This window comes from Serratia aquatilis, from assembly GCF_044865145.1.
In the GTDB taxonomy this organism is placed as follows: Bacteria; Pseudomonadota; Gammaproteobacteria; order Enterobacterales; family Enterobacteriaceae; genus Chania; species Chania aquatilis.
Genome location: NZ_CP173186.1, coordinates 3,497,540 through 3,522,579 on the forward strand (window position 1 = coordinate 3,497,540; position 25,040 = coordinate 3,522,579).

Annotated in this window: 22 protein-coding genes; 13 read left to right on the forward strand and 9 right to left on the reverse strand. The window is 48.7% G+C overall.

The window, feature by feature from the left end; genetic code table 11:
• Positions 1–214: 214 nt before the first annotated feature.
• From SAQUA_RS15810 to ygbI, 3 genes are all read right to left on the reverse strand, one after another.
• Positions 215–862, reverse strand: a complete 648-nt coding sequence (locus SAQUA_RS15810) for a helix-turn-helix transcriptional regulator (RefSeq protein WP_380680448.1) — start codon at positions 860–862, stop codon at positions 215–217.
• Between the two features lie 184 nt (positions 863–1,046).
• A complete protein-coding gene (locus SAQUA_RS15815; protein WP_404413217.1) occupies positions 1,047–1,865 on the reverse strand; it encodes a transcriptional regulator in 819 nt (272 codons plus the stop codon).
• 588 nt (positions 1,866–2,453) lie between these two features.
• On the reverse strand, positions 2,454–3,218 hold the full coding sequence (gene ygbI / locus SAQUA_RS15820; RefSeq protein ID WP_380680454.1) for a DNA-binding transcriptional repressor YgbI: 765 nt from the start codon (positions 3,216–3,218) through the stop codon (positions 2,454–2,456).
• 250 nt (positions 3,219–3,468) lie between these two features.
• Between ygbI and ltnD the strand changes: the two genes are divergently transcribed.
• From ltnD to SAQUA_RS15850, 6 genes are all read left to right on the forward strand, one after another.
• Positions 3,469–4,383, forward strand: a complete 915-nt coding sequence (ltnD, locus tag SAQUA_RS15825; RefSeq protein ID WP_380680457.1) for an L-threonate dehydrogenase — start codon at positions 3,469–3,471, stop codon at positions 4,381–4,383.
• On the forward strand, positions 4,383–5,645 hold the full coding sequence (gene otnK, locus SAQUA_RS15830) for a 3-oxo-tetronate kinase (protein ID WP_380680460.1): 1,263 nt from the start codon (positions 4,383–4,385) through the stop codon (positions 5,643–5,645). Before ltnD ends, otnK begins: the two co-directional genes overlap by 1 nt.
• Before the next feature lie 23 nt (positions 5,646–5,668).
• Positions 5,669–6,292: an aldolase gene (locus SAQUA_RS15835; protein WP_380681211.1), complete on the forward strand. Its 624-nt coding sequence runs from the start codon at positions 5,669–5,671 to the stop codon at positions 6,290–6,292.
• A gap of 3 nt (positions 6,293–6,295) precedes the next feature.
• Positions 6,296–7,072, forward strand: a complete 777-nt coding sequence (locus SAQUA_RS15840; protein ID WP_380680464.1) for an HPr family phosphocarrier protein — start codon at positions 6,296–6,298, stop codon at positions 7,070–7,072.
• An 89-nt stretch (positions 7,073–7,161) separates the two neighbouring features.
• The gene (locus SAQUA_RS15845; RefSeq protein WP_380680467.1) at positions 7,162–8,532 is read left to right on the forward strand and encodes a GntP family transporter; all 1,371 of its coding nucleotides are present in this window, start codon (positions 7,162–7,164) and stop codon (positions 8,530–8,532) included.
• Between the two features lie 215 nt (positions 8,533–8,747).
• On the forward strand, positions 8,748–9,278 hold the full coding sequence (locus tag SAQUA_RS15850; protein WP_380680472.1) for a GNAT family N-acetyltransferase: 531 nt from the start codon (positions 8,748–8,750) through the stop codon (positions 9,276–9,278).
• Between the two features lie 144 nt (positions 9,279–9,422).
• Here the strand turns inward: SAQUA_RS15850 and ompX are convergent, their stop codons facing one another.
• Entirely contained in the window at positions 9,423–9,941 is a 519-nt protein-coding gene (ompX, locus tag SAQUA_RS15855; protein ID WP_380680476.1) for an outer membrane protein OmpX, read from the reverse strand.
• Between the two features lie 395 nt (positions 9,942–10,336).
• Here ompX and rhtA point away from each other — a divergent pair, with 395 nt between their 5' ends.
• On the forward strand, positions 10,337–11,224 hold the full coding sequence (rhtA, locus tag SAQUA_RS15860) for a threonine/homoserine exporter RhtA (RefSeq protein ID WP_380680479.1): 888 nt from the start codon (positions 10,337–10,339) through the stop codon (positions 11,222–11,224).
• Positions 11,225–11,354: 130 nt separating this feature from the next.
• Here the strand turns inward: rhtA and SAQUA_RS15865 are convergent, their stop codons facing one another.
• Entirely contained in the window at positions 11,355–12,560 is a 1,206-nt protein-coding gene (locus tag SAQUA_RS15865; protein ID WP_380680482.1) for an aldose 1-epimerase family protein, read from the reverse strand.
• Positions 12,561–12,839: 279 nt separating this feature from the next.
• Positions 12,840–13,376 (reverse strand): AAA family ATPase, encoded by a 537-nt coding sequence (locus SAQUA_RS15870; RefSeq protein WP_380681214.1) that lies wholly within the window; start codon positions 13,374–13,376, stop codon positions 12,840–12,842.
• Between the two features lie 124 nt (positions 13,377–13,500).
• Between SAQUA_RS15870 and SAQUA_RS15875 the strand changes: the two genes are divergently transcribed.
• The 5 genes from SAQUA_RS15875 (at position 13,501) to glnQ (ending at position 21,686) form a co-directional block, all read left to right on the forward strand.
• Positions 13,501–18,081 carry a CHASE domain-containing protein gene (locus SAQUA_RS15875; protein WP_380680485.1) on the forward strand — a complete coding sequence of 1,527 codons (4,581 nt, stop codon included), beginning with the start codon at positions 13,501–13,503 and terminating at the stop codon, positions 18,079–18,081.
• The gene (locus SAQUA_RS15880) at positions 18,068–19,045 is read left to right on the forward strand and encodes a diguanylate cyclase (RefSeq protein ID WP_380680488.1); all 978 of its coding nucleotides are present in this window, start codon (positions 18,068–18,070) and stop codon (positions 19,043–19,045) included. The genes SAQUA_RS15875 and SAQUA_RS15880 overlap by 14 nt, the downstream gene beginning before the upstream one ends.
• 416 nt (positions 19,046–19,461) lie before the next feature.
• A complete protein-coding gene (gene glnH, locus SAQUA_RS15885; protein WP_380680491.1) occupies positions 19,462–20,205 on the forward strand; it encodes a glutamine ABC transporter substrate-binding protein GlnH in 744 nt (247 codons plus the stop codon).
• A 102-nt stretch (positions 20,206–20,307) separates the two neighbouring features.
• Entirely contained in the window at positions 20,308–20,967 is a 660-nt protein-coding gene (gene glnP / locus SAQUA_RS15890) for a glutamine ABC transporter permease GlnP (protein WP_012005911.1), read from the forward strand.
• Positions 20,964–21,686: a glutamine ABC transporter ATP-binding protein GlnQ gene (glnQ, locus tag SAQUA_RS15895; protein WP_380680497.1), complete on the forward strand. Its 723-nt coding sequence runs from the start codon at positions 20,964–20,966 to the stop codon at positions 21,684–21,686. The genes glnP and glnQ overlap by 4 nt, the downstream gene beginning before the upstream one ends.
• 48 nt (positions 21,687–21,734) lie before the next feature.
• Here the strand turns inward: glnQ and rlmF are convergent, their stop codons facing one another.
• Complete coding sequence (gene rlmF, locus SAQUA_RS15900; RefSeq protein ID WP_380680500.1) at positions 21,735–22,697, reverse strand: 23S rRNA (adenine(1618)-N(6))-methyltransferase RlmF; 963 nt, start codon at positions 22,695–22,697, stop codon at positions 21,735–21,737.
• Between the two features lie 133 nt (positions 22,698–22,830).
• Here rlmF and SAQUA_RS15905 point away from each other — a divergent pair, with 133 nt between their 5' ends.
• The gene (locus SAQUA_RS15905; RefSeq protein ID WP_380680503.1) at positions 22,831–23,466 is read left to right on the forward strand and encodes a flavin reductase family protein; all 636 of its coding nucleotides are present in this window, start codon (positions 22,831–22,833) and stop codon (positions 23,464–23,466) included.
• Positions 23,467–23,523: 57 nt separating this feature from the next.
• On the opposite strand, the gene SAQUA_RS15910 is transcribed toward SAQUA_RS15905, so the two are convergent.
• Both SAQUA_RS15910 and bcsD read right to left on the reverse strand, forming a co-directional pair.
• Positions 23,524–24,549 (reverse strand): glycosyl hydrolase family 8, encoded by a 1,026-nt coding sequence (locus SAQUA_RS15910; RefSeq protein WP_380680506.1) that lies wholly within the window; start codon positions 24,547–24,549, stop codon positions 23,524–23,526.
• 3 nt (positions 24,550–24,552) lie between these two features.
• A complete protein-coding gene (gene bcsD, locus SAQUA_RS15915; RefSeq protein WP_380680509.1) occupies positions 24,553–25,038 on the reverse strand; it encodes a cellulose biosynthesis protein BcsD in 486 nt (161 codons plus the stop codon).
• Positions 25,039–25,040: the final 2 nt, after the last annotated feature.

Sequence of the window (25,040 nt, forward strand, 5' to 3'; positions counted from 1 at the left end):
CCGCAGGGTGAGCCTCAGGGATGAGGCTCATTAATCCCCAGGAGCTTACTCAGGTAAGTGACTGGGGTGAACGACAAATCTGCTTGGCAGATTTGAACGCTGCTTGCAGCGGCCCCGAAGGGGCGAGGCCCAGCATGGGCCGAGTAACGCAGCCAACAACCAAGCAATTTGAAGTATGAAGGGTATATACTCTAATAAAAAATATTAAGAAACCCTAAACAGATTCAATATAGTCAAAAAAATACCGGGTTCTGAAAACGAGGACCAGACGCATAAAATCAGCCTGGTTCAACTTCAGTTTGCGCATCACGTTGAGCTTGTGCGTGCTGACGGTTTTATAACTACGCTGAGTGGCGTTGGCAATACGCTGAGAATTAGCCCCCCCAGTCATAAATGCCAGAATACGCCATTCACTTTGGGAGAGTGGCTGAATTAACTGCCCCTGAATACGTTCTATCTCGGGGCTACGATATATCAACTTTAAGTTCGCAGCCTCTATGGCATTAAGCAGACAATCTAACTTGTCACGCTTGGAGATCAACGACAGGTGAGGATGTGCTGCTAATATAGCCAAAATGCTGGGATTAGTAACGTCGGTAAATATGACAATTGCGGCATCTGCCCAGAATATTCTGACTGTCAAGACAAACTGTATAACATCATATAAATTTTCCGAATGATTATAGAGCTCCATAATAACGGTCTGTTTCCCGTTATCATTCAGTGCCATTTCTATTTCTTTCAGTCTTTCAAAACTATTACTGCAAGTATGTACAGGATCAATCAGGGCCTGCAACCCTTTTCTAACCCAAGGATGCGGCTCGTAAAAAATAAACGTCCCTTTGCCAATCTTTCTATTCATAATGGGTTACCACGAAACGACTAAAAATACGGACCAAAGTAAATAGATAAAAATCTATGCAGAAGATATTGATTAGCCACTGCATTCTCAGCGGTATTACAGTAGTTAATTTTATGCATACTATCCTAGCGGTACATTCCTGAATCCTTAATAGGGGTTAATTCTGAATACCTAATAGTAGTTATTAAAGCAGCAATGTTTTTTCGCTTTCCAGCCCTGAGCAGATTTCTATTTGGTGCTCGCGCAGAACCTTACACCGTAGAAAGAAAAGCCGCGAAACATTTGATACATATGACTTAACCTGGTTACTGTGCACTAACAACAGATACTCATCTGCATCACATTGAGCCTTCTGCTGGCCAGCAAAGGCAAAGATATCCTTTATCAAGCCCGAATCCGCATTAACAAAGTCTTCCGTCGCGGCAGAAACAAAAACCTTACAGCTGCCAGCCTTACCCAAGTAGGCTTCCTCTCGGGAGATTGGACTGAAGGCATTGACGGTAATACCGAGCAACACAATACAAATAAACGCCAAAACTCCCCATTTATAGGGTATGCGTTGAAAGATTGATGCTCGGCTCGAAGCCAAAGGAACTTTAGCCTCTTTGAGTTTAGTATCTCGCGCTGTGGACACGTCCTCACGCTCAACAAATGTACTGTTCTCCCCCTCGCAGATCTGCACGAGGATTTCACGACTCAGTACAAAACCCATCTTGGGTACGGTGACAATCACTTCATCATCAATACCCAACGCCTTAATGACTCTACGCAGCTTGCTAACGCACTGATTGAGGTTGTTATTGCTGGAGACCATGCCATAGTCATCCCAAACTTTTTTAAAGATCACCTCGCGACTGACAGCATCGCCATGGTGCGCAATCAACAACAACAGTAAACGTATTGAAGGATTAGAGATAGGTATGGGATCGTCAGAGATATCTGTCAGACTTAATGTCCCATTGTCTACATCAAAAATAATACGATCATTAAATCTATATCTCATTTTATTCACAGGTTTCACTATAAAGATGACCTATCCTGGTATCGATTGTTAATAAACTATTAACTAAAGTGTGAAAATTTAACTTTTCTAGTCCTGATTTACTCTTGGTGAAAAACTTACCAATACATAAATTATTCTTAGTATTCCCTCTCTCCATGGAATAAGAATTTTCTCATAACCCACTTCAAAGGTTATACAAACATATCAATTATTGATATATTTATAAGTGGATTTTCTTAAAATTAGGTTTTTATATGGTTGGTAATGTTTTTTTATGCAAAAGAAAGGTTTATATGTTTATTTTAATCATTTTTTAACACGAAAATAATGTATATTTAATTCATTAATGATTTAATACTGCAGAAGTTCAGCGTAAAAACCACCACCTCGCTTATTTATCAGCTTAAAAATCAACAAGATTCCCTATTCCTCTGAAAACAAAAAAAGTAGTTTATTTCATGTTTACGCTGCATACGTGGTACTTTAAAGTGAAAATCTCTCACAAACCCAGATCAAACGATGTCGATAAATCGGCACTGTTTGATCTGCAATTGACTACCTTTCAAGATTTATCTTATTAAATAGGGCTTATATCAGCGCCGTGAGTAACGTTATATTTGCTTGCATAATCGCCTCCCGAGCCGTTTCCGGCAGGTGATCATCGGTAATAATCACATCAAATACCGAGATAGGCAGCGCCAAATAAGTCGCTACCTTGCCGTACTTGGAAGTATCACTCAGCAAAATACAACGGCGACTCGCTTCAACGATGGCTTTTTTAACCATCACTTTATCCTCGCTGGGGGTTGATAGCCCGCGCATGCTCCAGGAAGAGGCAGAGATAAATGCCAGATCGATAAACAGATTACGTAATGCGTGGGCGGCGGCGGCACCAACGCAGGAGCGGTTTTCACGGCATACGGTTCCCCCGGTGTGGATCAGCTTACACTGGCTCTGCTCAAGCAAATAGGCCGCAATGACAAAATCGTTGGTCACAACGGTGATATCAGAACGCTCGCCAATCTGCCGCGCCAATGCCAGCGTCGTCGTTCCAGCATCCAGATAGATACAGCTGTTGGCCGGGATCTGGTTTGCAGCCAGCCGCCCAATTGCCGCCTTCTGCTGGCTGAACATCCCTTCTTTATCCTGATGCGATGGCTCAATAGCAATACGCTCGGCTGACTGTACACCACCTGAAACGGTCAGAACTGCCCCCTGTTCTTCCAGTTTTTGCAGGTCACGCCGGATAGTCATGTGGGATACGCCCAGCCTTTCTGTCAGTTCAGCAATGCTGACCACACCGCGCTCGGACACCAGTGCCAGAATTTGTTGGTGGCGTTCAACAGGAATCACAGTCCCCTCTCCATATAGTGGTGATAATAATTGTGATTTTACGTCAATTTTCGTGCAATAAAAACAAAGCTTTTCAGACTACGAATCCAATAAAACCTATTGAAAATTATTATTTTATCGCTATTTACCCTGCTCCTTGCACAAATAGTGACTGTTAATAAGTGTGAAGACGATCACCGATAACGGTGCGAATAACGCTTATATTTAACACATCAAAACAAATAATCACTAAAATTAACAGGCGGACATCATGACACAACCAGGAAACTATGCAGTTTGTATCGTCGGTTTAGGCTCGATGGGTATGGGGGCGGCTAAATCATGCATCAAAGCAGGCCTCACTACCTATGGTGTCGATCTCAATCCGCAGGCGTTAGCTACCCTCACGCAGGCAGGAGCCAAGCAGGCAGCCGCAAGCGCTGACAGCTTTGCCGCCAAACTGGATGCAGTAGTGCTGTTAGTGGTCAATGCTGCACAGGTGAAGAACATCCTGTTTGGGGATAACGGCCTGGCAGCTCAGTTGAAACCCAATACTCCGGTGATGGTCTCTTCCACTATTTCCGCTGCCGATGCCAAAGAGATCGAGCAGAAACTGAAGGCTCATAACCTCCCGATGCTGGATGCCCCCGTTTCCGGCGGCGCAGCCAAGGCGGCAGAAGGTGAAATGACGGTTATGGCTTCGGGGAGTGAGAGAACCTTTGAACAACTGCAACCGGTGCTGGATGCCGTTGCCGGTAAAGTCTACCGCATTGGCGAAGAAATTGGTCTGGGCGCAACGGTCAAAATCATTCACCAACTGCTGGCTGGCGTGCACATTGCAGCCGGGGCCGAGGCGATGGCATTGGCGGCACGCGCCGGTATCCCTTTGGACGTTATGTACGATGTTGTGACGCACGCGGCCGGGAACTCCTGGATGTTTGAAAACCGCATGCGCCATGTGGTCGATGGGGATTACACAGCAAAATCTGCCGTCGATATCTTCGTTAAAGACCTTGGGCTGGTTGCCGACACAGCTAAAGCGCTGCACTTCCCTCTGCCATTGGCCTCTACCGCATTCAATATGTTTACCTCAGCCAGTAATGCTGGCTATGGCAAAGAAGATGATAGTGCCGTGATCAAGATTTTCGCCGGTATCGATCTGCCAAAGAATAAGGAGAACCCATAATGCTGCTCGGCGTAATTGCAGACGACTTTACCGGCGCCACCGATATTGCCAGTTTCCTGGTGGAAAACGGTTTGCCGACGGTACAACTCAATGGAGTGCCGCAAGACGATGTCCTGGTGGATGCGCAGGCGGTAGTGATCAGCCTCAAGTCGCGTTCCTGCCCGGTAAACCAGGCGGTCGAACAATCCTTGCAGGCTCTGACATGGCTACAGCGTCAGGGTTGCCGCCAGTTCTACTTCAAATATTGTTCCACTTTCGACAGCACCGCCCAAGGCAATATTGGTCCGGTAACCGATGCCCTACTCGACGCTCTGGGTGAGCAGCAAACGGTGATTTCACCCGCACTGCCGGTTAACGGACGCACGGTGTATCACGGGTATCTGTTCGTGATGGATCAGTTACTGTCGGAATCAGGTATGCGCAATCATCCGGTGACGCCGATGACCGACAGCAATCTGTTACGGTTGATGGAGGCCCAGGCTACTGGCCGCTGTGGGCTGGTGAACGCGGCAGAGATGGATCGCGGCGCTGGCGCAGTGCAGGAAAAACTCCAGCAGTTGGCGCAGCAGGGCGTGCGATACGCGGTCTTGGATACCCTGAATGAACAACACCTGCTCACTCAGGGTGAAGCGTTAAAAACCATGAAACTGGTGACCGGAGGTTCCGGGCTGGCGATTGGTATTGCACGCCAATGGGCACAACCGGGTGGCAAGAAAGCACAGTCAGCGGGAGCCCCTCAGGGTAAAAAAGCCGTGGTGCTGTCGGGTTCCTGCTCGTTAATGACCAACAAGCAGGTTGCCCGCTATCGCCAGCAGGCTCCGGCACAAAGCGTCGATGTCGCGCGCTGCATTAATGCCACCGAACGGAACGCATATGCCGCCGAACTGAGCGCCTGGGTGGAACAGCATGCAGGAGAAGCGTTGGCACCCCTGCTATATGCCACCGCAGAGCCAGAAAACCTGCAACATACTCAGCAACAATATGGTATCGAAGCCGCCAGCCTAGCGGTGGAGGCGGTTTTTGCCGCAGTTGCCGAGCGATTGTACCAGCGTGGTTTCAGCCGCTTTATTGTGGCCGGCGGTGAAACGTCCGGCGTAGTAACGCAGGCGTTGGGGATCAGTGGTTTCCACATTGGCCCCTGTATTTCCCCCGGCGTGCCTTGGGTGCGTGCCATCGAGCAACCTGTATCACTGGCCCTGAAATCGGGCAATTTCGGCGACGAAAACTTTTTCGCCAGAGCACAAACGGAGTTTCCTGTATGACCATGACCGCTGAACAACACCAAATCGCCGAATGGCAGGCAAGAGAGGAGATGGTGAGTCTGGGTGCCTCTTTCTTCCAGCGCGGCTACGCGACCGGTTCAGCGGGCAACCTTTCGCTGTTGCTCCCCGATGGGACCCTGCTGGCCACACCGACCGGTTCTTGCCTGGGAGAACTGCAGGCAGAAAGACTATCGAAAGTGACGCTGAGCGGTGAATGGATCTCTGGCGATAAGCCTTCAAAAGAGATCAGTTTTCACCGCGCGCTTTACCAGCATAACCCAGCGTGCAAGGCGGTAGTCCACCTACATTGTACTTACCTTACCGCCCTGTCGTGCCTGCAGGGGCTGGATACAGAAAACGCCATTAAGCCGTTTACCCCTTATGTGGTGATGCGCGTCGGCCAGATCCCCGTAGTGCCTTACTATCGCCCAGGGGATCTGCGGCTGGCGGAAGATCTGGCCAAACTTGCCCCTGCTTATAAAGCCTTTCTACTGGCTAATCATGGGCCGGTTGTCACTGGTGAGAGCTTGCGCGAAGCAGCCAACAATACTGAAGAAATGGAAGATGCGGCCAAGCTGATTTTTACCCTCGGCAACCGCCCTATTCGTTATTTAACCGATGATGAAGTTGCCGAGTTACGGAGCTGAACAATGCCTAAATTTGCTGCCAATTTATCAATGATGTTTACCGAACTACCGTTTCTGGATCGTTTCGCGGCCGCTGCGGCGGCAGGATTTAGCGCGGTAGAATTCTTATTCCCCTATGACTATCCAGCGGATCTGTTGGCTGAAAAACTTCAACAGAACGGTCTGCAACAGGTGCTATTCAATACCGCGCCTGGCAACGTCAACAATGGCGAGTGGGGATTGGCGGCGATACCGGGCCGCGAACAGGAGGCGCGTGCAGATATTGACCGCGCCTTGGAATATGCGATTGCCCTGAAATGCCCCAATGTTCACGTTATGGCTGGCGTCGTCCCTCCAGGGGAAGATATTGCCCGTTACCGGGAAACCTTTATCAGCAATCTCCGCTACGCTGCCGACGCCTTTGCCCCGCACGGTATCAAGCTGATGATCGAAGCGCTCAGCCCACCGGTGAAACCCAACTATCTGTTCTCAAGCCAGCATCAGGCGGCAGAACTGGTTACCGCTATTGATCGGCCAAATGTGTTCATCCAGTTCGATTTCTTCCACGCCCAGTTAGTGGATGGCAATATCAGCAATTTGCTCAAATCGCTGGCCGGGCGCTATGCCCATATTCAGATCGCTTCGGTGCCCGACCGCAACGAACCTGACGACGGGGAACTGAATTACCCATGGCTATTCGCCCAACTGGACAAAATGGGTTATCAGGGGTGGATCGGCTGTGAGTATAAGCCCCGGGGCGAAACTACTGCGGGTCTTGGCTGGATAAAACCCTACCTGTAACACCGCAAATAACGATATCAAAATTAAACGCACCGTATCGCCGTTAGGCGATCGCGGTGCCAAAAGCTTACCTGAATAAAGGCTATACCATGTCTACTTCTATGCTACTGATCATCGCCGTATTAGGTGTGGTGCTGCTCCTGCTGATGGTGATCAAGGCGAAAGTTCAGCCCTTTGTCGCCCTATTGGTCGTCAGTCTACTGGTCGCACTGGCTAGCGGCATCCCGACTGGCGAAGTCATGAAAGTCATGACCGCCGGTATGGGCGGTGTACTCGGCTCAGTAACGATTATCATCGGCCTTGGCGCCATGTTAGGCAGAATGATCGAACACTCTGGCGGCGCTGAATCTCTGGCTCAGCGTTTCAGCATCGCGCTAGGGCCCAAACGCACAATCGCCGCACTGACCAGCGCCGCATTTGTCCTGGGTATTCCGGTGTTCTTTGACGTCGGCTTTATCATCCTGGCGCCAATCATTTATGGCTTTGCCAAAGTGGCAAAGCTGTCCCCATTAAAATTTGGTCTGCCTATGGCGGGGGTGATGCTGACAGTGCACGTTGCCCTGCCACCTCACCCTGGCCCTGTGGCAGCCGCAGGGCTACTGAATGCCGACATCGGTTGGCTGACCATCATCGGCCTGGCTATTTGCTTACCGGTAGGGGTTATCGGTTACTTTGCAGCAAAATATCTTAACCGCAAAACTTACCCGCTCTCGATCGAGGTGTTGGAACAGTTGCAGTTAGCGTCACCCGAACCCACTGCCGAAGGTAAAGCTCCGCTAAGCGATCGGATTAACCCACCGAGTGCCGGGTTGATCGCTGCGCTGATCGTTATTCCTATCGCCATCATTATGCTCGGCACCGTTTCGGCCACCTTGCTGCCGCCAGGTTCAGCGCTGCGCGATACCTTGTCATTAATCGGTTCTCCTGCTGTCGCTTTGATGATTGCTTTGTTGCTGGCGTTCTATTTTCTGGCCATCCGCCGTGGCTGGAGTCTGCAGCACACCAGCGATGTGATGGGAGGCGCTCTGCCAACAGCGGCGGTGGTGATCCTGGTGACCGGTGCGGGTGGCGTATTTGGTAAGGTGTTGGTGGAATCTGGCGTGGGCAAAGCGTTGGCAGATGTGCTGACCACGGTTGGCCTGCCGCTCATTCCGGCAGCATTTCTCATCTCGCTGGCACTGCGTGCTTCGCAGGGTTCCGCTACCGTAGCAATCCTGACCACTGGCGGGCTGCTCTCCGAAGCGGTCACCGGCCTTAATCAGATGCAACTGGTGTTGGTAACGCTCGCCACCTGTTTTGGTGGGTTGGGTTTATCCCATGTTAACGATTCCGGTTTCTGGATCGTCACCAAGTACCTTGGCCTTTCGGTGGCCGACGGCCTGAAGACCTGGACCGTATTAACCACCTTACTCGGCCTGAGCGGTTTTCTGTTCACCTGGCTGTTATGGCTGGCGGTCTGATTTTTTGGCATAGTCTAGGCGATGCAACCGCATCGCCTGAGGTTGATGACAAAGTCGCCTTCTGACCCGAGATACCCGGGCCTAGCGCACCGAGGGGCGCTCCGACGGCTTACGCCGTTACGACCCCATCGGCACGCTCTCCCTAATAACGGGGTTTGTCAGCAGTCTGAGGCGATGCAACCGCATCGCCTTTTCATTTATCCGGGAAGATGACCATGAACACTCACACCGCCGCCCCCACATTGATTACCGAACGCTTGATTCTGGATGCTCACCGGCAGGAGGATTTTGACGCTCTGGCGGCCATGTGGGCCGATCCAGCGGTAGTTCGCTATATTGGCGGCACGCCACGCGACCAGGAAGACAGTTGGGGGCGCTTGTTACGCTATATTGGTCACTGGCAACTGCTGGGCTATGGCTATTGGGCGGTGCGTGAGAAGACCAGTGGCAACTATATTGGCGGGATTGGTTTTGCTGACTTTCACCGCCAGATCGAGCCAGCACTTGATGCGCCGGAAATGGGCTGGACGCTAGTCACTTCAGCACAGGGCAAGGGTTATGCTACCGAAGCGTTGAGTGCCGCCCTGGAATGGGCTAAAGATCATTTCCCACAGAAAAAAACGGTTTGTATCATCTCACCGGAAAACCGCCCGTCTCTTAGAGTGGCGCAAAAAGTGGGTTTTGTGGAAAGTCACCGCAGTAACTACCACCAGAACACCATCGTCGTCATGCATCGGCCACTTTAAGTGCCGCCGTTTTTACTGCAATAAACGGTAATTCTAGTCAGTAATGCACATTACTTCAGGCAAAAAAAATCCGCCCGAAAAAAGGCGGATTTTTAGCGCTAGCAACCAAAATCAACGGCTCACGCCCGAAAGCGTGGCGAGATGTTAGAAGCGGTAACCGACACCAACGTTCCAGGTGCCAACATCAACGCTGCGGATACGGCTCTGCTCGTAGCCTACATCCAGTGCAACCTGCTGCATTGGGTTGAACTGCAGGCCAGCACCATAGCTGAAGCCATAATCGCTGATGCTGTGGTTGTTTGAACCGTCTTGAGCATTTGCCGTGAATTTACCGTAGCCCAGGCCGATCATACCGTAGATGCTTGCCCAGTCGTTGATACGGTAGGCAGGACCAGCAGTAATGCCGCTGTACTGTGCTTTGTTGTATTCCCCGTTACCAGAACCGGTCTTTTCCAGATGGGTGAAAGAACCGATCACGCCAAACGGGCTATTGCTGTATTCGTAACGGTATTTCAGGTTGAAACCATCGGCTTTGTTGGCAATGCCCTGGAAATCACCCATCGCATAACCGGCAGATACGGTGCTCTCACCAGCCAATGCGCTACCTGCGGTTACTGCCAATACACAAGCTGCTACTGCGGAAAGACATACAATTTTTTTCATAACCACCTCAAACGCGTTTTATAATAAAAGTACATCAACTTTTTGATACGCCGGGAATATAACAAAAACCAGCTTCAATAACTGTATTTTCTAAAGTAAATAAATGTTTATATCGTGTAACAGGAAATTACAAGAACACTAAAGCAAACTAATTTACTTACATTTTCGCTCCCAGCTTACCCTTTTTTGTGATTTAAATCACTTTTATGCCATACAGATAAGTCTTAAAAGAGGCATTTTCTCGACCATTTTGGCCATCTTTGTTCAAAATTTTGACTAATTCATCGCCAGAGTTCGCTTTTCGTCAACACCTTGCTGTCAATTCCTTTACACTGTGCAACACATGTTCCCACTCATCTCTTCCCGACACGGGGAGACCTATAAGGCTTGAATGGATGTCTTCGTCTTTAACCGCTAAAGCGTCTTCTGCGCTAATACCCGTGTGCTTGCTGATCGTTGCGATGATCTCAATCCAGAGTGGTGCTTCGCTGGCCAAGAGCCTGTTTCCACTGGTTGGTGCGGAAGGGATCACCACTCTGCGTCTGGGCATTGGTACGCTGATACTGTTTATTATCTTCCGCCCATGGCGCATGCGCTTCGCCGTTGGCAGCCGGATGCCATTGTTGATTTATGGTCTGTCACTAGGGGCAATGAACTACCTTTTTTATCTCTCTTTGCGCACGCTACCGCTGGGTATTGCCGTCGCGCTGGAGTTCACCGGCCCGTTGGCGGTCGCCATGTTCTCTTCGCGCCGTCCTGTCGACTTTATCTGGGTCGCGTTGGCAATCATGGGCCTCTGTTTTCTGCTGCCCCTTGGCGGTAGCATGGGTAGCATCGATCCGCTGGGGGCGGCCTGTGCTTTGGGTGCTGGGGCATGCTGGGCGATATATATTATTTTTGGCCAGAAGGCCGGCGGGGATCATGGGCCAGGAACAGTGGCGGTGGGATCGCTAATTGCTGCGATTGTATTTTGCCCAATCGGTGCCTGGCAAGCCGGCAGCACACTGCTGAACGTGGAAATTTTGCCGTTGGCGTTGGGCGTCGCCATTCTTTCTACCGCACTACCTTACTCACTGGAAATTATCGCGTTACCCAAAATTCCGGCTCGAACCTTTGGCACACTGATGAGCCTGGAGCCGGCGCTGGCTGCGCTTTCTGGCATGATCTTTCTTAGTGAAAATCTCACCGGTTTGCAGTGGGCAGCTTTGGCAGCCATTATCGCTGCTTCAATCGGCGCAACGTTGACCATCACGCCCAAACCCAAAATTGAGAGTATCAACTGAGTTTGAAACTCACACCGGGTATATCGGTAGGGTGTTAGATAAACTCGGTTGTGAGGGCTAGAAAACCTGAAGCAATTAGCGCTACGGTACTGCAAAGCCGATCTGCTGATTGGCTTTGCAGTTTTATCGGTTATTCCACCGCCATAGGTGTCTCTACCAGCTTCACTTCATTCGTCCCTTGCAGGGTCTTGATCTTGTTTTGATACTCTTTTACCTGTTCAGCATTTTTCAGCAGGGTATAAGTCAACTCGAAGTCAGTACTTTGGCCTGGCTGTAGTTGTTTAATGCGCCCTTGCTCACGTTCAATTTTTACCGGATACGCGTAGCTGGTTCCCGGTTCGATACCGGTTACATAGCCCTGGCGCTCTGTGTCGGTGTTTTTCCATAGCGTCAATACCGGTAACTGGCGGGTATCAAAGCCAATGGCAACACCACGATCTCCTTTCTCGTTATTCATCATTGCCAGCGTTTTGCCCTGTGAATCGGCCAATGGAACAATGTTGAACACCATTTCATCGTAGTTTTTGGTCGGCCCTTTGTAAGTATGCCAGTCCTGCAAACCACTTTTTGCATAATCATTGAACGGTGAGATTTCCTTGATTGGCGCACTGAATTTAGCCCCCTCTTCCAACAAAGGCTTGCCGAAATTGCTGTGGTAAATAATCTGGTAATCACGTGGGTAATCGGCACGGTTGGTCAAACGGTCATGAATTTTGAATTGCTGGGTACCAGGCACATAACTCAGTTCAGTCCAGGTCTCCAGATTGCTTTTCTTAAAGGTATTCTCTTTTAACAAACCGCGAATGCGGATTTCATAAGGAGCTTTCTCTGCAATTTCTACCGTAACTTTATTAGCCGGCGTGTTACCAGCGCGACCATGTAAGGTATACAACGTACCGTTTTCCACACCTGGATGCCCGGTCCACTCATAACCGCAGCGTACCATCATCTCGTTAAAACCATCGAGCCAACCTATACCGTTGCGGCTCTCCAGGTTGATATAAGCCGGATTGACAACGTCGGTTACCGGGGAATCCCAGCCCAGCCTGACGCCAGAGCCGTTAACGTGCAGGATATCCATGCCCCGTGTCGGACTGAGAGCAATGGTCAATCCCTCGCTAGTCAGGGTTATCACTTTAGAGCCTTCTTGTTTGCCTCCGTGCAAAACCTGCTGCTGCAAGCTGAAGCGAGGTCCTGGAATTTTCAGCTGCTGGCTATCAATCTTCCAGTTTCCCAGTTCAATACCGTTTTCACTGTCGGTCAGCACAATAGTCTGTGCTCCGGCATACCCAGAAATCAAAGAGATAGCGATGGTTATCGCCGTAAGCTTTTTCATTTTTTGTTCCTTGCTGATTAGCTGAATGGTTTTAGCAAAAGCCATCACAAAGTAGGTTTTATAGCTTTTATAAAATGCGATGCGGGTCACTTTTCCTACAATCCAGCAAAGTGGAACAACTATTTAGCGATTTTAGTCAAAAAAAAATGAAACTGGTATTTAAAAAAAACAAATTACCGTGACTTAAATCTCTTATTTATTGAGAGGTAAGCTGAAGTAGTTTCAGCAAAAAAGATTGAGGTAGCACCATATAGAATAAAAAGCTGAATCGTTTAATCTCTATGGCTTGATACCAGCCAGAAAAGCAGCCGTCTCCGCCGGTGAGCGCAGTTGGATAAAGCGGATATGGCGATTATTGTGGTTATGCATTGTTGCCAGGTATTTTTTACGATTCCGGTGATAGGTCTTGATAGTCCACAGAATGATTGATTTACGGCTAAAGAAAGAACGGGTAAAGCTTTCCCGATTGCCGGTTTCTGGCCAAAGTTCGGTATGATGCCAGGATCGGACGGCTGCACGCCGAATGGCTTGCCACAATGTGCGGCAAAACCCGTAGTCCACCCAGACAACCCAATCAACGTCACGCCACTTCACCGCTTGGGTTCTCGTGTAGTTTCCATCCAATACCCAACCCGATTTGGCCGCAGCCAACTCTTGCTCCACTCGTGCCAGAAAAGCCTCATCTTGCAACTCCTGCCAATCAGGCTTCCAGAACAACCGGTCCATTTCGATATAGGGTATTGCCAACTTTTGTGCCAACTGCCGTGCAACGGTACTCTTACCGCTACCGCTGGTTCCTACTACGTTTATTCTTATCATCGTTGATCCGATTACTTGCGGTAGTAAATATTTGGTACTTTTGTTAAACAGCCTTAACGGCGCCACATGTGAAATCCGACTATGCTTGAGCTATTGTTGATGATAATGATCGTGAGCTTATATGACTGAACCACAGCACCATGAAAGTAATTTATCTCAAAAACCCGCCATTTCATGGAATAAATATTATTCTCAAAAATCTAATTTATTGCCAATACTATTGTTTATTGTTGGAGTGGTCTTTTCTGGGGTTGGTGCTTGGCAGCTACACAAAGAAATTGAACTGAGTGCAAAGGCTGAATTCCAGCGTAACGTCGAAAGGATTTCCGGTGAGATTATCAGGCGTTTTTCTCAACCTGTATACGGTCTGAATGGCGCAAAAGGCGTTTACGCCACCAATAACCACTTAAATCGTGAGCAATTTCGTGCTTTTGTGGCCTCCCGTGACTTACAGGCTGAGTTCCCCGGTGTACGTGGGTTTGGTTTTATTCAACGTGTTCAACGTAATAATCTGGACGCTTTTCTTGCCGAAGTCAGGGCTGATGGCGCACCAGAATTTGCTGTCCACCAGTTCAGTGAAACGCATCATGACGACTTGTATCTCATTAAGTATATTGAACCTGCGGGAAACAATCAGGGGGCTGAAGGGCTTGATGTGGGTTCTGAACCTGTTCGGCGTGAGGCAGCTTTATTAGCCATCAACACCGGCAAAGCCACGCTATCAAATACCATTTATTTAGTGCAGGATAAACGTAAGACGCCCGGTGTTTTGCTTTATCTACCGGTTTATGCTCAAGCCTCCAATCCTGTCACCCCTGCCCAACGGCGGGCATCACTAGTAGGGTTACTCTATTCCCCCATAGTTATCGCCGATCTGTTAAGTGATATTCCAGAGTTTATCAATGGCCGAGTTGACATAGAACTATTTGATAATACAAAAGATTTCTCTTTAAAGCATTTAATTTTCGATGCAGATGGCAGTAAAAAAACAAATTTCATACCACAAGAAGTGGTCCCCGAACAGGTTATAAATGCGCGTATATTTCACAGTATCAGCACATTGCCCTTACCAGGGAGAGAGATGACTCTGCGCGTGAGTAGCACTTCTTCCTTTGAAAGCTCAACAAATCGCTATGTCTCGTGGATATTGTTCGTTTTTGGCTTTGTGCTGAGTGCTGCGTTGGCATTATTGCTACGTCAGCAAATAAACGGACGATATCGTGCAGAAACCCTGGCACGCAATATGACAGCAGACCTTGAGCGTCTGGCGTTGGTGGCAAAAAACACGTCTAATGCCGTTGTTATTACAGATGTAAACCGTCTTATGGTCTGGGTGAATGAAGGTTTTGAGCGTATTACAGGTTACAGTAAAGCCGAAGCACTAGGTAAATCTCCAGGGGAATTACTACAATGTGACAATACTGATAAAAATACTGTAATCGCCATGAGGAAATCACTGAATGCCGGGGAGTCATTTTCTGGTGAGATATTAAACCGCACTAAATCAGGCCAGGAGTATTGGCTTGAATTAGAGATTCAACCGCGTTACAACGAGCAAAATAAACTCATTGGTTTTATGGCGATTGAGTCAGATATTAGTGAGCGTAAATTAACCTATCAGCGGCTTGAAACAGCTATACGCGAGAATGATGCATTACTAAGCACTCTTAACTTACATGCTATTATTTCTTCTGCAAACAGCAACGGATTAATAACGGAGGTTAATGATAAGTTCTGCAGTATTAGCGGTTATACGCGCGAGGAACTGATTGGTCAAAATTATCGTCTGCTAGAGTCTCATATCCATAAGACCGATTTCTGGCAAGCTATGTGGGAAAATATTTCCAACGGAGTTTCTTGGCGCGGAGAGATCTGCAATAAAGCGAAGGATGGCCGCCTTTACTGGGTTGACACCACAGTTGCACCATTTAAAAACAGCGCTGGCGAGATTGAACGGTTTATTTCTATTCAGATTGATATTACAACCAGCAAAAATCAGCAAGCCAACTTGATCATTGCCCGGAGTCAATTAGTTCGTGCTGCAGATGTCGCCGAATTAGGGATCTGGTCCTGGAACCTTCCTGATGGCACGCTCTCTTTCGATGAGAGAATGAATGACATCTATGACCTCCCTACTGAGTTACGTAACGTTCCTATCCCTCAAGACTATTGGTATCAGTTGCTGCACCCCGAAGATCGCGCTGAAGTTGAACGGGCCATAAAAATAGCGTTGGAAGGTGGTGACGTTTACCGCCAGATCTTCCGAGTAATGATCAATAATCAAATACGTTTTATCCAATCGGCCGGCATGGTTGAACGAGATAAAAACGGCCATCCCGTCTTGATGATGGGGATTAATCGCGATATTACCAAACAACGTGAAGATGAAAATACACTTCGCGCAGCCAGACAAGCTGCTGAAGAGGCTAATAACGCAAAATCTTCTTTTCTTGCTACCATGAGTCACGAATTACGTACGCCGATGAACGCCATTCTTGGCATGATGACACTATTAAGAAAAACAGGGCTTAATAATAAACAAGCCGACTACGCAATCAAAATTGAAGCAGCTGCTCGTACCTTGTTACGGCTTCTTAATGACATATTAGACTTTTCGAAAATAGAATCAGGTAAAATGGTATTGGAGAGCATTCCATTTGATATTCATGTGATGATGCGAGATCTCTCCGTTATTTTATCCAGTAATCTTAGGGTCAAAAATGTTGAGGTCCTGTTTGATATTGACCCACAATTACCTCCCTTTGTTGAAGGCGACAGCATGCGGCTACAACAGGTATTAATCAATCTTGGGGGTAATGCGCTGAAATTTACCGAACAGGGCGAAGTGATACTGTTTATTAAGGTTATTAAGCAGGACAGGCAGCACGTAACTTTGCAGTTTGGTGTGCGCGATACCGGTATAGGGATTGCGCCTGAACATCAGGAACGTATTTTCAGTGGATTTACACAAGCGGAAGCTTCCATTAGCCGCCGCTTCGGTGGTTCGGGATTGGGTTTGGTCATCAGCCAACGCTTTGTGAGTTTGATGGGAGGCACACTGGAGTTAGAAAGCGAAATTGGTCGTGGAAGCCTTTTCTATTTCACTATAACCCTGGCTATTCCTGAAAATCCTCCCATTGAGCATGAGATCACTGAGTCATTGGCGGTAAGAACAACTAATACATTAAATTATTTACGCGTATTAGTGGTTGATGATAACCCAACCGCATGCGATCTGATCAAGCGTATGGGCGAATCTCTAAACTGGACTGTTGATGTAGCAACCAGTGGCAGCCAAGCGCTGCAATTGGTGAGGCAGCAGCGCGAGCAAGGTATTATTTACGGCGCGCTATTCATTGATTGGCAAATGCCAGGCCTTGACGGTTGGCAGACCAGTAAATCCGTACGTGAACTGATGCCGGAAGGTGTTGTCCCGATGATTGTGATGATCACCGCCCACGATCGAGAAATGTTGTTACAACGCAGCGAAGAAGACCAGGCATTGCTTGATGGTTATCTGGTAAAACCTATTACAGCTTCCATGCTGCTGGATTCAGTCACTGATGCTTTAAGTGAAGGTAGACAATACGGTAATTCACCTGTCAGCCAGAGTGCCCCTTCACAGCAATTGTCTGGTATCAGGCTATTAGTCGTTGAAGATAACGTGAATAACCAACAAATAGCCCGCGAGTTATTGGAAGACGAAGGCGCGATCGTTCAAATTGCCAGCCATGGTCAAGAGGCCATTGACATACTACGAGCCAATCCATCGGCCTTCAGCGTGGTATTGATGGACTTACAAATGCCCGTTATGGATGGGTTAAGCGCTACTCGATATATTCGCAACACACTCAAGTTACTGGACTTACCTATTATCGCCATGACCGCCAATGCGATGGCCTCTGACCGCGATGACTGCCTGGCTGCAGGGATGAATGATCATGTTGGCAAGCCCTTCGACCTAAAGAACCTAATCCGTGTCATACAGAAATACGGCGAGCAGCCGAATGTTGTGAAAGCCATTAGCGAAGCCCCCCCATCACCGTTATTAGCGGGATGGAAAAATGCCGCTGCCGCCGCCGGTATTGAACTGGAGGCGGCTGTTAATCGGTTAGGAGGAGATATCTCGTTATATCAGAAAATGGCCTCGCAGTTTGCGGCAGAACTGGCTGATTTCCCGGAGCAACTAGATGATTTAATTGCACAACGTGACTGGCGCGCTGCATCACGTATGCTGCACACAATAAGGGGACTTGCAGCACAGTTTGGCGCAATACATTTGTCGCAAAATGCCGCTGAAGGTGAGACATTATTGAACAGTGCGCCAACACCTACGCCGGAAGTCATAGGCCATTTTCTTTGCGAAATAAAAGATCAGGCTCTGAGCGTACGGACAACGATGATGGAGTTGAGCAAAATGCTGTCAGGCAATACTGTTGAAGCTGCATCAGCCAGCGATGGGGATAGCAATTCTCTTGATTCTACTTTGAGCGCGTTGATATTGTTGTTACAAAATTCAGATATGGCAGCATTGGAAACAATGGATAAACTGCAAGCGACGTTTGGCCACCAATTTAGCGAGGAACTATCCCCTTTGAGCCAAGCAATCAATCGGTTAGACTTTGCTTTGGCGATCCAGTTAGCCCAAACGTTGCTAGGTAGTTCCTCAAGCCAAAGAGATAAAACAGATGGCAACAAATGACTCTCTTGGCCAAAAGCCGGCGGCGCTTATAACGGGCTTGGTTCAACCAAAGTTACTCATTGTTGATGACAATCCGATCAATATTCAGATGCTATACCAAGCATTTTCTGCCGATCATCGTGTTTATATGGCAACGAGTGGGAGACAGGCGCTGGAAGTCTGTTTCAAGCAGAAGCCGGATCTGATTTTGCTGGATATTGAAATGCCTGATATCAGCGGTTATGAGGTTTGCACCCAACTTAAGGCGCACTCTGAAACCAAGGATATCCCTATTATCTTTGTCACAGCCCATATCGATGAAGAGACTGAAACCCGCTGTTTTAACGAGGGTGGGGTCGATTTTATCAGCAAGCCAGTCAACAGGAACACCGTCAGAGCGCGAGTGCGTACGCATCTGCTGCTGAAAGCTCAATCTGATTTGTTGCGCCAATTAGTCTATTTGGATGGATTAACCGAAGTCCATAACCGTCGCTATTTTGATATACGGCTGAATCAGGAATGGGAACTGGCCAGTCGCCATAAAACCCCTCTCAGCCTGATCATTATTGATGTTGATTTTTTTAAGAAATATAACGATTTATATGGCCACTTGGCAGGCGATGATTGTTTACGTATTGTTGCAAAAGCCATCGGTCATACCCTTAAGCGCCCTACCGACCTGGTTGCACGCTATGGCGGCGAAGAATTTGCCTGTTTACTTCCCAATACTGAATTGATGGGTGCAGTGGAAGTTGCTGAAGCAATAAGATTACAGGTTATAAAACAGGCGATCCCCCATGCAGACTCCTCTGTTTTACCTTTTGTCAGTATCAGCCTAGGGGTCTGTTGCAGGCGGGCTGATGGCACGGGTACACTTGCCGATTTCCTGCTGCAGGCAGATACGCAACTTTATAAATCCAAGGCAAATGGCAAGAATCAAACCTGTGGCACATTTTTAGAAAATATTGGTCTTACTCCAAAATAATGAATTTTTGACCAGCATTGACTTTTGAAAAGAAGGTTTGAGGAATTCACACATAAACAGGCCAAACTCTCATTTCATCAGATGATGCTCCCATGCAGAGGGGGCATATCTGCACCAAAAACCGTCGGATTGAAGATGAAAAGTTAGGGTTAGGTATCAGTATTAAAGCAAAAACGTTAATTATCGGTTGTTTCTAACCTGTTTTTTGGTTAATGATAGCCCACTGCACCATGGGTGCCATACTGCACCATTTTAGGGCCCCACTGCGGTGCGTGGTAATGATAATTATCCTTCTGAACACAACATCATAACGCAATCCATTGTTTTAGAAATGATTGCAAACTTGGCATGATTATTTCATGGCAAAAATGCAATACAAAAATGAGTAATCCTCAACCTATAAAGGAATTCCTCTTATGAAGTCTATTTTTAAAGTCTCCCTGGCCGCACTTACTCTGGCCTTTGCCGTGAGTTCACAGGCAGCAGACAAATTAGTTGTCGCCACGGATACTGCTTTCGTTCCATTTGAATTTAAACAGGGCGACCAATACGTTGGTTTTGACATCGACTTATGGGCAGCTATCGCGAAAGAGTTGAAACTGGATTACACCCTGAAACCAATGGATTTCAGCGGCATTATTCCAGCACTGCAAACCAAAAACATCGATCTGGCGCTGGCAGGTATCACCATCACCGAAGAGCGTAAGAAAGCGATTGAGTTCTCTGACGGTTATTACAAGAGCGGTCTGTTGGTGATGGTCAATGCCGATAATGACAGCGTGAAAAGCATAGCCGATCTGGATGGTAAAGTTGTCGCCGTGAAAAGCGGTACCGGCTCCGTAGATTACGCCAAGCAGCACATAAAAACTAAAGATCTGCGCCAATTCCCTAACATCGATAACGCTTATATGGAGTTGGGTACCAAACGTGCTGATGCTGTACTGCACGACACGCCAAACATCCTTTACTTCATCAAAACAGCAGGTGCTGGCAAGTTCAAAACCGTAGGTGAATCACAGGAAGCCCAGCAGTACGGTATCGCCTTCCCGAAAGGTAGCGACGAACTGCGTGAGAAAGTAAACGCCGCTCTGAAAACCTTACGTGATAACGGCACCTATAACGAAATCTATAAAAAGTGGTTTGGTACCGAACCTAAGTAATTGATGAGTTTAGTAAACCACTAACATAAGCACAGGGGAAGTGTCTGACCTGTGCTTTGCATTTTATGATCCCCTAGTTTGGGATCACCGGGAGAAAACACCATGCAGTTCGACTGGAGTGCCATTTGGCCCGCCATCCCTATTCTGTTAGAAGGCGCCAAAATGACCCTGTGGATTTCGGTCCTTGGTCTGATTGGTGGCCTGATAATCGGCCTTGTTGCCGGTTTTGCACGTACTTACGGTGGTTGGATCGCCAACCATGTGGCACTGGTTTTCATTGAAGTGATCCGCGGTACGCCGATTGTTGTTCAGGTGATGTTTATCTACTTCGCACTGCCAATGGCATTTAGCGATTTACGTATCGACCCGTTCAGCGCCGCCGTTGTCACCATTATGATCAACTCTGGTGCCTATATTGCGGAAATTACCCGTGGGGCCGTGCTGTCTATCCACAGCGGTTTCCGTGAAGCAGGACTGGCTCTGGGGCTGTCCCGCCGCGAGACGATCCGCTACGTGATAATGCCGCTCGCGTTGCGCCGTATGCTTCCTCCGTTGGGTAACCAGTGGATCATCAGCATCAAAGATACCTCGCTGTTTATCGTCATCGGCGTTGCCGAACTGACCCGACAAGGCCAGGAAATTATTGCGGGTAACTTCCGTGCGCTGGAAATCTGGAGCGCCGTGGCGGTTATCTATCTGATTATTACCCTGGTGCTGAGCTTCGTTCTGCGTCGTCTGGAAAGAAGGATGAAAATCCTGTGATTGAATTTAAAAACGTCTCTAAGCACTTTGGCCCGACCCAGGTGCTACACAACATCGACCTGAAAATTACTCAGGGCGAAGTCGTCGTGATTATCGGCCCTTCCGGCTCAGGTAAATCTACGCTGTTGCGCTGCATCAACAAGTTGGAAGAGATCACCAGTGGTGAACTGGTGGTGGATGGCTTGAAGGTTAACGACCCGAAAGTGGACGATCGCCTGATCCGTCAGGAAGCAGGCATGGTATTCCAGCAGTTTTATCTGTTCCCACACCTGACCGCGCTGGAAAACGTCGCCTTTGGCCCGATCCGCGTGCGTGGTCTGAAGAAAGATGAGGCAGAGAAACAGGCGCGTGAGCTGTTAGCCAAGGTTGGCCTGGCGGAACGTTCTCATCACTACCCTTCCGAGCTTTCTGGTGGGCAGCAACAGCGTGTCGCCATCGCCCGTGCGCTGGCGGTGAAGCCGAAAATGATGCTGTTCGATGAGCCGACCTCGGCCCTCGATCCGGAACTGCGCCACGAAGTGTTAAAGGTTATGCAGGATCTGGCAGAAGAAGGTATGACGATGGTGATCGTAACCCACGAAGTCGGTTTCGCCGAGAAAGTGGCATCGCGTCTGATCTTTATCGACAAAGGCCGGATAGCCGAAGACGGTAACCCGCATGAGCTGATTAACAACCCTCCAAGCCCGCGTCTGCGTGAGTTTTTGCAGCACGTATCCTGATAGCTCCACTCTGGGCTACGCCCCTCAGCCAGTTCGGCTGGGGGGCTATTACCAGCGTTCGGCAGCCCAGGCGGCTTGTTGCTCGGCATTATGGAATGTCCAGGCAACAAAGCGACTGATCTTTTGGCCCTGAGCCATCTCAATGGTTCGTACTTCGACGGCACCCGCCTGTTTTAACGCCCAGTAAATAGCCGGTAAAGTGGTATTTTTAGAGATTAGCGAGGTAAACCACAGGCAGTTTTCCGCTTTACCCACACTCTCCTCTACCATCTTGCTGACAAAGGCTTCTTCCCCACCTTCACACCACAATTCGTTATTCTTACCGCCAAAGTTTTGCACCGGCTTGTCGGCGACTTCGCCCTTGCCAAGTTTGTGCAATTTGCGCCGGGTGCTGGCTATCGCTTCCTGCTCCGAAGCATGGAACGGCGGGTTGCATATCGTGGCATCAAATCGTTCAGCCACACCGATAATACCGTTAAAAATATCCGATGGATGTTTCTGCTGCCGCAGACGTACGCTGTTTTTCAACGCTGGATTCATGGCCACGATCATCTTGGCAGCACTAAGCGAAACAGGATCGGTTTCCGAACCGGCAAAACGCCAGCCATATTCACGCTGGCCGATAATAGGGTAAATACAGTTTGCCCCGATCCCCACATCCAGAATGGCTATACCCTTGCCACGCGGTATCTCGCCGCCATGGCTGCTTGCCAGCAGATCCGCCAGATGATGTACATAATCCGCACGCCCCGGAATCGGCGGGCAGAGGTAATCGGCAGGAATATCCCAGTGCTCAATGCCGTAAAAATGTTGCAGCAAAGCGCGGTTAAGCATTTTCACTGCGGCAGGATCGGCGAAATCCACCGAGATATCCCCCCAGGCGTTAGGTTTCACAAAGGGTTCCAGTGCCGGGCAACTGGCAATCAACGCTGGAAAGTCATAGCGTGAGCGATGACGATTACGCGGATGCAGGCCGCGTTTCTGCTGCGGGAAACTTTTCTTTTTTTCCACCGGAAGAGGCTCTCTGAAAGGGTTTTCTAGCGCGTAAGATAGCACAAAGGCCATTAAAAAAGATTGTAAGACGCTTACAACCGGTTTGAAATGCGCCAAAATAGGGTTTTGTCCCTTCCTGACAGGAGCACTTGTGAGCAGTGAACCACGTTATTATTATGAGCCAGCGACTGGCCATGGCCTACCGCACGATCCACTGAACGCGATTATTGGCCCTCGTCCAATTGGTTGGATTTCATCCCTCAGTGCCAGTGGACAGCGGAATCTGGCACCTTACAGTTTCTTTAACTGCTTCAACTACCGCCCGCCCATCATTGGTTTTTCCAGCAACGGCTGGAAAGACAGCGTGGCCAACATCGTCGAAACCGGTGAGTTTGTCTGGAACCTGGCGACGCGCCCGTTGGCTGAGGCAATGAACAGCAGTTCTGCGGCGTTGCCACGGGGTGAAGATGAGTTTGCCTTTGCAGGATTGACCCCCATCGCAGGCGTCCGGGTCAAAGCTGAACGCGTGGCCGAGAGCCCAGTCAATTTCGAATGCCGATTGACTCAGTGCATTCAGCTACAAAGCGCCGCAGGGGAAAAAGTGAATACCTGGCTGGTATTAGGTGAAGTCATCGCGGTGCATATCGACCCCACCCTGTTGGATGAAAATGGTATCTATCAGACTGCGGCGGCGCAGCCAGTGTTACGTGCCGGTGGCCCAAGTGCCTATTATGGTATTTCTGACCAGCACCGCTTCGATTTGCTGCGCCCGGAATTAGGAAGATAGTCGTACTGATCAGCAGAGAGGCTTGCGCGCGCTCTGCATCAGTGCAGCGATCCTTAGCTAGCGAAGAAAGGCGTTGCGCTGTGACCAATACGCTAAAAGATGCAGGCTGGCAGAATAGTAATCTTCATCAGGATCCAGACGATTAACCAGTGGCCCGCTATCCCCGACGACCAAATCCCTGATCGCTCTCATCCCTTGGGCTTGATTATATTCCGACCGCTGACCGCTGAGTACATTGATCCAGGCCGGTGCGGCACGCCGATCGAAGCCGCGCCAAAAGCTGACATATGGCGTTAGTGTGGTGTTGCCCGTCTGGTACCAGTGGACATAGAGCGGAATACGCACGGCATCAAAGCCAAAACGCGCTGGCCAGCCATTTGCTGGGGCCATTTGCCCATTAGCCTGTAGCGAAACCCAATCAGTGGCGAGCTGTGGTTTGCCAAACGTCATTTTTTTAAGCAAAGCCAGGCTATCGTCACAGAGGTTTTTCCATACCAGCAGATGAGTATCCTGGTAAAACGCTTCCCAGGCAGGAAATACAAAATAGGAAGGGTTAACAATCACAAAGTCTTTCTGTTTAAAACCATTCACCCCGGGCAACATAACCTGATAACCGGCATAGTTGATCAATGTATGCCTTAGCAGAGATTTCTGTATTTCCGACGAGGCATCACGATAGGCTTTGACATTCCACTGCTTCCCTCCTTCCAGCAATGCCCAGGCAATAAAGATGTCACCGTCCGTGGCATTATTTCTGTCTGCTATCGGATTAGGTTTTTCAGGTTCATAGCGCCAGGAGAATAAGCCAATATCCTTACGATAGAGCGTGGCGTTTGTCCATTGCCACATGCTGTCAAAAGCGGCCTGATCGTTATTATAGACCGCCAGCAGCATGGCAAACCCCTGCCCCTCTGTATGACTGATATTATTATTGCCTGTGTCAATAATACGCCCGTCAGATAACAAAAAACGCTGTTTATATTGTAGCCAACCGATATCTTGAGCTAAGGTGCAAAAAGATAGCCAGAGTCCAACCATAACAATAAGTATTTTGATTCTGCCAAGAGTATATTTAGCCACCATAATTTACCTTAGTTGCTCATTTCTGTAGCTAAATATCAGCGTATTTTCCTGAGCCGGGCCGCACCAGCGGAGTGAAACATGCGGCTCCCCACCTTGGGCCAGCAGCCAGGCTTCATATGCACCTTCAAGCACCGTAGCGAAAGACAACACCCAGATGGGCTCGCTTTCAATATCGGCACTGCGTGGATAAGCGTAATGGGTAAGTAGCAGTTGCTCTTGAGTCGCGTCAATCCGCACACTCCCCCAATCAAAATGGCGTAGCATACGATTGAGACTATCCTCCAGATCGCCCACGGTCTCAGCATCAGGCAATGGTAATTTTTTCGCCAGGTTAGCCCCCATCAAACGCAGAAAATCACGGCTATCCGCATCATCGGCTGAGGCTAAAATACCAGAGAACACCACTTCAACCAGATCCTGCCAACCCGCCTTAAACTGACGCTGGCGGTAATAATCAAGCTCATACAACGAATTGTTAATATCCTGCATGG

Coding starts and splice junctions, on each gene's coding strand:
- SAQUA_RS15810 (WP_380680448.1), bottom strand. CDS start 862: ATGAATAGAAAGATTGGCAAAGGGACGTTTATTTTTTACGAGCCGCAT.
- SAQUA_RS15815 (WP_404413217.1), bottom strand. CDS start 1,865: ATGAGATATAGATTTAATGATCGTATTATTTTTGATGTAGACAATGGG.
- ltnD (WP_380680457.1), top strand. CDS start 3,469: ATGACACAACCAGGAAACTATGCAGTTTGTATCGTCGGTTTAGGCTCG.
- otnK (WP_380680460.1), top strand. CDS start 4,383: ATGCTGCTCGGCGTAATTGCAGACGACTTTACCGGCGCCACCGATATT.
- SAQUA_RS15840 (WP_380680464.1), top strand. CDS start 6,296: ATGCCTAAATTTGCTGCCAATTTATCAATGATGTTTACCGAACTACCG.
- SAQUA_RS15845 (WP_380680467.1), top strand. CDS start 7,162: ATGTCTACTTCTATGCTACTGATCATCGCCGTATTAGGTGTGGTGCTG.
- SAQUA_RS15850 (WP_380680472.1), top strand. CDS start 8,748: ATGAACACTCACACCGCCGCCCCCACATTGATTACCGAACGCTTGATT.
- ompX (WP_380680476.1), bottom strand. CDS start 9,941: ATGAAAAAAATTGTATGTCTTTCCGCAGTAGCAGCTTGTGTATTGGCA.
- rhtA (WP_380680479.1), top strand. CDS start 10,337: ATGTCTTCGTCTTTAACCGCTAAAGCGTCTTCTGCGCTAATACCCGTG.
- SAQUA_RS15865 (WP_380680482.1), bottom strand. CDS start 12,560: ATGAAAAAGCTTACGGCGATAACCATCGCTATCTCTTTGATTTCTGGG.
- SAQUA_RS15875 (WP_380680485.1), top strand. CDS start 13,501: ATGACTGAACCACAGCACCATGAAAGTAATTTATCTCAAAAACCCGCC.
- SAQUA_RS15880 (WP_380680488.1), top strand. CDS start 18,068: ATGGCAACAAATGACTCTCTTGGCCAAAAGCCGGCGGCGCTTATAACG.
- glnH (WP_380680491.1), top strand. CDS start 19,462: ATGAAGTCTATTTTTAAAGTCTCCCTGGCCGCACTTACTCTGGCCTTT.
- glnP (WP_012005911.1), top strand. CDS start 20,308: ATGCAGTTCGACTGGAGTGCCATTTGGCCCGCCATCCCTATTCTGTTA.
- SAQUA_RS15910 (WP_380680506.1), bottom strand. CDS start 24,549: ATGGTGGCTAAATATACTCTTGGCAGAATCAAAATACTTATTGTTATG.
- bcsD (WP_380680509.1), bottom strand. CDS start 25,038: ATGCAGGATATTAACAATTCGTTGTATGAGCTTGATTATTACCGCCAG.